Genomic DNA, 9,037 nt, shown 5'->3' with positions numbered 1-9,037 from the left:
GATACAATATTAAAAATTTATTAATATAAAAAATATGTAGACAAAACATAAACAATGTATTACTATACAAAATAGTTAAACGATAATGTTTAAACAAAAAAGAAAAAAGGAGAAGATGGGATAGAGGGGTTTTAACCATTTTCAAATTTGTTTTCTTTAGTTATTGGTATGAGTAGTAGTAAAAACTTAAGAAAATATTTATAATGAAAAAATTCTAATATTCTGTAAAAAAGTATGAACAAATTATTTAAGAAAATGATTGCATTTATTCTTATATTTGCAATTATGACAACAAGTATCAATTTATCTGTATTCGCAGATATAGTCTCAGGACCGATTATGTATAACAATACTTCTTATGACACAATTGAGGAAGCTGTAAATAAGGCAACAGAAGATGGAGATGAAAATCCGGTAATTTATCTGAAAAGAAATATTGAATTTGGTGGGAGTGTAACACTTTCAGAAAATCAACATATGACAATTAGTTCGAATGATGAAAAGAAAGTTGTGATAAGTTTTACATGTAATACAACAAAGTCAGATACGTTTTTCACAGTACCGGAAACAGCAAATTTAACATTTCAAAATATTGATGTAGAAGGAAATAGAGTTAAAACTACACAGGAAGATGGAAAAGTAAAATATGAAAATAAATATGCGGCGAACAAGAGCTTTATTATTGTAAAAGGAAAGGTAGTTCTAAATAATACAATATTTAGGAATTTTTCAGTAAATGATGATAAATCTATTTTTGAATTGAATAATGGTGCGTTAGAAATGGATAAGAACTCTGGAATTACAGAATGTGATAATCAGGGGATTTATGCAAGCAATGCTCTGATCAGAGTATATAATAAGGGCAATATAACTGGTGGAACAGTTTCAAATGTTAGAGGGTGGTATGATATTGGAGTAGGATGTGTTTTCTATTCTAATGATTTATTGGAAGTAAGTGATGTAAATATTAGTAATGTTGTAATAAGAGTTGCAAGAGCCAAGGAATTCACAATGAATAATTGTGATATTAGTGAGATATATTCATATGGTGAAGCGATAGATGCAGAAAAATTATATATTAAAAATTCAAAGTTTTATCATAATGGTTCTCATTACGGAACAAGTACATTAGCATTTGATTATGGTGAGATTATAAATACATCATTTGAAAAGGAATATGTAAGATATGGTTGGACAAATATTTTAGTAAGAAAAAGAGCAGTTATGGCTGGTGTAAAGTTTGTTAATAACAGGAACGATATTAAGATTGAAAAGAATGCTTCGGTTATTGTTAAAGAAGGAAAGATAGATAGTGAAAAATTTGGCAAGGATATTGAAGTAAATTCAAATGAATTTAGCGGTAATTCAATGTGTGCATTTTTTGTTGATAGTACAGCAACACTTATTGTTGAAGAAGGAACGTTTAGTGGGAACAATAATGATATGGGTGGTGCAATTAATAATCAGGGTAATACAATATTAAAAAAAGTATCTATTTTTGATAATAAGGCTAGGAATAGTAATGATAAGAATGTTAATAAGGTTACATATGGAAACGGAATTTATAATAATGGCACATTAGAGGTATATAGCTTAGCAAACATTCAGGATCAGATTATGCTTGGAGAAGGTAAAATAGTTACCGTTAAAGAAAAACTTATGTATCCTATAGATATTGTTGTAGAGGAGACAATTGGAGATGAATTTAGAGCTATTGCGCAATATGAGACGGAAGAATCAGAGGCAGATGCTTATATAAATGCTACAGAAGCTATATGGAAATTATCATCAGTAACAGACGATAAGCAGGATAATATTACAGCCAGTGGAAACAGAATTGGATTAGTTAGTGAAATTAATACACAGAATATTAAGTGTGTTGACAATAATAATCAACCTATAGAAGGAGTGAATTTTACTCTTTGGAAAGTAATTAATGGAAGAAAATATAAAATGGGAATTACGGGGGCTACAAATGAAGATGGCATACTCGAAATTGTACGTTTGCAAAAAGGAGATTATTCAGTAACATTAGATAAATATCCTGATGGATATTATCCAAATGAAAAAATAGATTATTTATTTACTACATCAAATGATAATACAGTAAAAATTATAAATCTTGGAGAGTTTAATGCAGAACCGACAGCGATTATTACATTAGATAAGGAAAAGTTTGAAGTAGGTGAGACAGTAAACTTTTCAGCTGCTGAATCTTATGATGATCATACTGATAAAGAAAATCTTAAATACTCATGGGATTTTGGGGATGGAAAGAAATCTGGCAGCTTAGAAGCAACACATAAATATTATTTGCCGGGAACTTATGTTGTTATATTAACAATTACAGATGAAAAAGGAAGAACAAATACTGCTGTACAGGAGATAGAAGTAGAGGGCTCTGATACATATAGAAAATTAAAAGTAAGGGTTGAATCGACGGAAACAGGTGAATTGCTTACGGGAGTTGACATATATGTGTTAAATGACAATAATGAAGCAATTTGGAAAAATTCTAATAAAACAGGTATATTAGAAGTTTATTTATTACCTGGAGAATCATATAGTGTATATGCAGAGGATAAAAATGAAAGGTATTTGCCACGTCAGTCAAAAGTGATAATGGGTGAAGATGATAAGGAAATAGTATTATATCTTAGCACTAATGATACAGTAAAAGGTAAAGTTACTGCTTCTGAAATGACATATGGAGAGATTAAAGAAGCAGGAATTGACATGGACTGTGATGATAACCAAAGGATTATCAAGTATGAAGTAACTTTAGTATTTGGTCCTAAAGCATCTCAAACATCAGATGTGCGTAGTTGGGAAATTTATTCAGAAGAGGTTTCAGGTGACATAAAAATTAAAGCAAAATCAGAAACTACTTCCGGAGAATTTAAAATCAATACATATATAAAAGGAAATTCAGTCTTTTTCTTAATTGTTGATGGAACTGCTAAATATTTGTGTGATATGTTTCATGTGCAATTAGTGGTGTTTAATACTTCAACACAGGAATTTATTACTGATTGCGAAGCAAAATTATGTCTGCCGGATGGATTAGCACTTGCAAAAATGATTGAAGGAAAATCTAATGAAGCAATTAAAAAAATTGGAAGGATTGATAAATCTAGTGAGGCTTGTGCTGATTGGTATGTAAGAGGGGAGAAAAACGGAGATTATAAGGTGTCGACGATTGTAACCGGAAAGATGGATGATGGGACAGGCGAGACGGAACCATATGAATTTATTCATCAGTTTGAATCTCAAGACATTCTTCATGTAACAGGAGAGGCAGCTTTGGAACTGAAGATTGCAGCTAATTCTATTGCATTTTCCGGAAAAGCATATCCTATTAGAATGACATATACAAATGTTTCAGATAAAACTTTATATGGATTGAAGTTTTTCTTTGATAGGGAAGAACAAAAGGCTATTGATGGAACAATATATTTAGAAGAGTATGATACGACACATAAAGTAGTAAACCATCCAGTAGAGAAAATAGAAGGAAAAAATGGTATTTTTTGTGAACGTTTATTACCAGAAGAATCATTTACAATTACATATGTAACAACTATTGAATTCTCTAAATTAAAATCATATTTAAGTGGTATTGTGACAAGAGTTTTAGAAGGTTCAAGTACAACATTTAGAAGCACTTCGTATGAAATTATAGAGGTTCCGGATTATGATAATGATTGGAATATTTGGAAAAATTCAATTGAACATTATGTAGGAGAACCAGTAAATTTGTATACTGGTGGATTTACATATAAATATACAGATATAATTGCAAGGGGAAGACATGAATTAACATTTGAAAGAAATTATGATTCCAGAAGAAAAGTTGATAATGGACTTGGCATAGGATGGTCATCAACATATGATTATGTACTAACAGATGATAGTGAAAACGATGAAATAACTGTTAGTTATCCAAATGGAGAAAAATATATATTTTTTAATCCAAACGATAATGGAATATATGAATCTTATGGTATGTGTGGAAAAACGCTTAAAAAGAATAATAAAGAATATATATTAACTGATGTAGCAAATAAATTAAAATTTGATTGTAATGGTAAGTTGATTTCTATTATAGAGAGTGATGGTTGGGAGACTGTATTAACATATAATAACGGATTGTTGGAAAATGTATCAAGTGATGCAGGCGAGATGAAATTTATTTGGGAAAGCACAGGATATAATGGCGATAATGAAGAAGTGGGTAAGAGTAACACAAATTCATTAGAGGATATTATTAAGAATTATGATCCTGCAAAAATTGAATGGGATGCAAATAAAATAAAAGTCACTCCGAAAAAAATAGAAAATCATATTAAAACGATTAACATCAATGGAGAAAATATCACATTCACTTATAATGGGGATAATCTAGATACAGTTACAAATCTTGATAAAGATACTATGTCATTTAGTTATGATGATAATTATAATCTTATTAGTATAAAAGATTTTGAAAACGTTGAAACTATAAAAAATATTTATGATAGAAAGTGTAGAGTGACTAGTCAGGTATCAAAGGATGAAGGAACATTCACATATACTTATGATGATGAAAAATATAGAAATATATGTAAAGGGGATAATGGATATAAAAATACTGTTGAATATGATGAAAATGGAGCAATCATTCGCGAAATTGCAGGTGATATAACTGAATATACATATAATGGATATGGAAAAGTTGTAGGAGCAAAAGATTCAGATGGTATTGTATATACAGCATATGATAATAACGGAAATATTGTAAAAATGGTATATCAGGATGGAACATATGAAGAGTATACTTATCAAAATAATTTGATGACATCATATACAAACAGAAATGGTGAAATGCAGAAATATGTTTATTCAAATGAAGGACTTTTACTTAAACTCATAGATGCTAATAATAATAGCATATCTTATGAGTATGATGTAAAAGGAAATCTGGTTAAAGAAAAAACAAGTGAAGGCATCGTTATTAAATATACTTATAACAAAGCAGGATTGGTGGCAACAAAGACGGACGGTAATGGAAACGTTATCAGATATACATATGATGATTTTGGGAGGACTGTCAAAGAAACTGATAATGATGGTAATGCAAAAGAGTATACATATTCGAGAGCAGGTAAAGTTTTAAGTGAATCTGATGAAAACAAAAATACTATTAAATATAAAGTAAACAAAAATGGATTTATAACAGAAACTGTAGATACTTGTGGCAATTCTGAAAAAACAACATATAATGCACAGAGCAAGATAACAACAGTTAAATCAAAAGCCGGTTATGAAACAAAGTATGTTTATGATAAAATGGGAAATGTTACATCAGAAACAGATGCGCTTGGTAATAAAGTGAAATACACATATGATTCTTACGGAAATGTGACATCAAGAGTTGATGAAAATGATAATATATGGATGTATTCCTATGATAAGAAAGGGAGACTTAAGTCAATATCAGATCCTTATGAAAATAAAGATACATATATATATGATGACAATGGTTGGTTAATATCAAAGAAAGATGCTAACGGAAATAGCTATTCATATGAATATGATGGAACTGGCAAGGTATTGGCTGAAATTGATGAAGAAGGTAACAGAAAAACATATAACTATGATAGTAATGGCAATTTAATTACAGAGACGGATTTTAACAACAACGTTACTGTTTATACATATGATGGAGATAATAGATTAAAGAAACTAGAAACAGATAAGTGCATAACAAAATATACATATGATAATTGTAATAATGTGATTGCCATTGAAAAAGTAGATAATTCAAAAGAAAATGATAAAGTATCGAAAATATTATATACTTATGATTTCGCCGGTAGAGTGACAAGCTTTACAAATGCTAATAATAGTGCAAAGGGAAGTGATAAAGTATTATATACATATGATAAGGCAGGAAATCTTGCAACTGTAACAAAACAGAATGGGACAATAGATGCCGGAACAATTACATACACATATGATGGAAACAATAATCTTGTTTCATTAAAGAATGAAAGAGGATATGAGGAAAAATATGTCTATGATGAGCAAAGCCGATTGGTAAGTAAAACGGATGCAAATGGCGAAGTTTCATTATATGAATATGATTGTGATGACAATCTTACATTTGAATGTAAACCAAACAATTATTCTGAAAAATACGAATATGATGCAGTTGGTAAAGTTAAAAAAATGACATACGCCGAGGGAAAGGGTGAAAATTATTTACCGTATGCTGATTATTTATATGAGTATGATAAAGCAGGACGTTTAATTAGCGAAAAGGCTAAGGATAGTGAGTCCAAGTCGACAGTCGAGTTGGGACACTATACATACGATAAAGCAGGTAATGTGAAAACCATAACAGATGGATTAGGTAATGAAACATCATATGAATATAATAAGCGTGGAGATGTTACTGCTTATAAAGATGGAAATGGAAATGTTACAAGATATAGCTACGATGGAAATGGTAACATTATAAAAAAAGTAGAGGCAAATAATAATGAGATTACTTTTGTATATGATTCAATGAATAATGTTATTGAACAAAAAGAAAGTAGCGGTAAAATTTGCAAATGGGAATACGATGCAAGTGGTAATATTACAAAATATGTAGATTCAGAAGGTCATACGACAAAATATGAGTATGATTTAAATGGAAATAATACTAAGATTGTTGATGCAAAAGGTAACTATGTATCAATGGAATATAACTATTTGAATCTTTTAAGTAAAAAGGAATCTAACGGAAAATTACTTGAAACATATAGTTATGATAATGCTGGAAATTTGATAAAGAAAATAGACAGCAATGGAACTGTGTATACATATGAATATAGTGCAACAAACCAAATCACAAAAATGGTTAAAACATCAAAAAATGGTAAGGCAAAATACAGTGAAATATATTCATATGATAAGGGGGACAATCTAAGTAAAATTACTTATGACGATGGGACAGAAGAGTCGTTTACATATAACGGGAATGGAGATGTTACATCTTATAAGGATAAGAATGGAAATAAGACTTTATATTCATACAGTTATAATGGAAATCTTGTTAAAGTAACGAAACCGGATGGAAACTTTAACTGTTATAGTTATGATGAAAATAACAATTTGACAGTTAAGGAAGAATGTGATGCCAAAACAGGAGAGAGTCATTTGACTAACTATAGTTACGATGCTAATGGTAATTGTACTAGAGAAGGCGTAAGTCTTGGAGAAGATAAAAAATATATATACACTTACTATAAATATGATTGCATGAATAATCTTATAAGTGTAAGTGATTCACCAAATGATGCAAAAGCACCTAATAAGACATATAAATATGATTTAGATAATAATGTTATTGAAAAAACAGAAGGTCAGGATACTATAACTTATTGTTATGACAAGGACGGCAACTTAATTTCAATGATTACACCAAACAACGAGGTGTCGTTTGATAGAGATAACCTTGACAGAATTGTTAATACAAATCAGAATGGAAAGCATGTGTCATACGAATATGATGCTGATGGAAATAAAAGTAAAATAACATATTCTGATGGAAAGGTTGTATCATATGAGTACGATGGAAATGGAAATATTATTTCTTTAAAAAATGATAACAAGTCAACATATTTTACATATGATTATTTAAATAATATAACAGAAAAGTCATCAAATGGTGTTGGTGAAACATATAAGTATGACAACTCACATAATCTCGTTAAGGTGTATGCTACAGAGGGAATAAGAGCTTATCTGATTGACAACTATGAATACGATGCTAATGGAAATATTATAAATCATAAAGAGTCAGGTAGATATACAGAAAAAACAAAGGAAACAAAATATGAATATGATGTTGAAAACAAATTAACCAAAGAAACAATTATTTCAGATGGGAAAGAATCAACAACAAAATATGAATATGATGGTTTTGGCAACTTAATATCAGAAACAAAAGATTCGTATAAAACATATTGCAAATATAATCATTTGAATCAGTTAATAGAGAAATATAATGATAATGATATAGATGCTTCCGGACTAATTAAAGGAATAAAGTATTCATATGACAGTCATGGTAATCTCGCATCAATAAATGATTATAAATCAAGTGTTATTGCGAAATTTAGTGCAACATATAATGAAAATGGACAGATTAAGACAGCTTTCAAAAATGTTAATACAAATGGAATCAAAGATATCACAAGTAACTATGAATATGATGGTTCCGGAAATTTAATAAAAGAAGCAAATGTGGTTCAGTCGTTGACAAATAAGACATCAACAGAGACACAGTATATTTACGACTATACGGAAAAGAACCCGACAGTTTTATCAGAAATAAAAAACAATGGAGTAACAATTGATTATGCATATGGATGTGACAATAAAAAAACAGATGTTACAGTTGATACAAACATACTTTACAAAAAGACTCATGAGACATATAGTGTAAGCACAGACATAATAGGCTCTACAAGATGGGCGTTTGACTCAATAGGAAATGTTTGTGCTAGCACGGAGTATGATGCATGGGGAAATGTAACTGAAAATTCAGGTTTAACTGTTAATGCGTCAGTGCCTACAGTTAATATTACAAAGAGTTATACGGGACATATTTATGATGAGGGAACCGGATTTTGGAATGCAGGTGCAAGAGAATATGATCCGTTTACAAAAAGATTTACATCAATGGATCCAGAAAACGGAAACATATATATGCCGGAAACATTACATAAATATTCATATGCTTCGAACAACCCGGTAATGAATGTTGACTTAAATGGACGCTTTACAACATCAACATTTGAAAAAGCAGCATGTTCGGCTGTAAAAGCGTCAATGGATCCAGAAAACGGAAACATATATATGCCGGATACATTACATAAATATTCATATGCATCGAACAATCCTGTAATGAATGTTGATTTAAACGGACGTTTTACAACATCGACATTTGAAAAAGCAGCATGCTCGGCTGTAAAAGCAGCAATAGGAGGAATATACACATTCACAA

1 protein-coding gene is annotated in these 9,037 nt (G+C 30.1%); it reads left to right on the top strand.

Annotated features, from left to right (window positions below; all coding sequences use genetic code 11):
* Positions 1–234 precede the first annotated feature (234 nt).
* The coding region (locus ABMA45_RS08455) for an RHS repeat-associated core domain-containing protein (RefSeq protein WP_348030149.1) at positions 235–9,037 on the top strand (8,803 nt) is incomplete at its 3' end.

The sequence above is a fragment of the Eubacterium sp. CAG:156 genome (assembly GCF_000434315.1).
GTDB classification, from domain to species: domain Bacteria; phylum Bacillota; class Clostridia; order Lachnospirales; family Lachnospiraceae; genus Eubacterium_U; species Eubacterium_U album.
The sequence above is the reverse complement of the archived record's forward strand: the minus strand, read 5'-3'. Positions and strand labels throughout refer to the sequence as shown.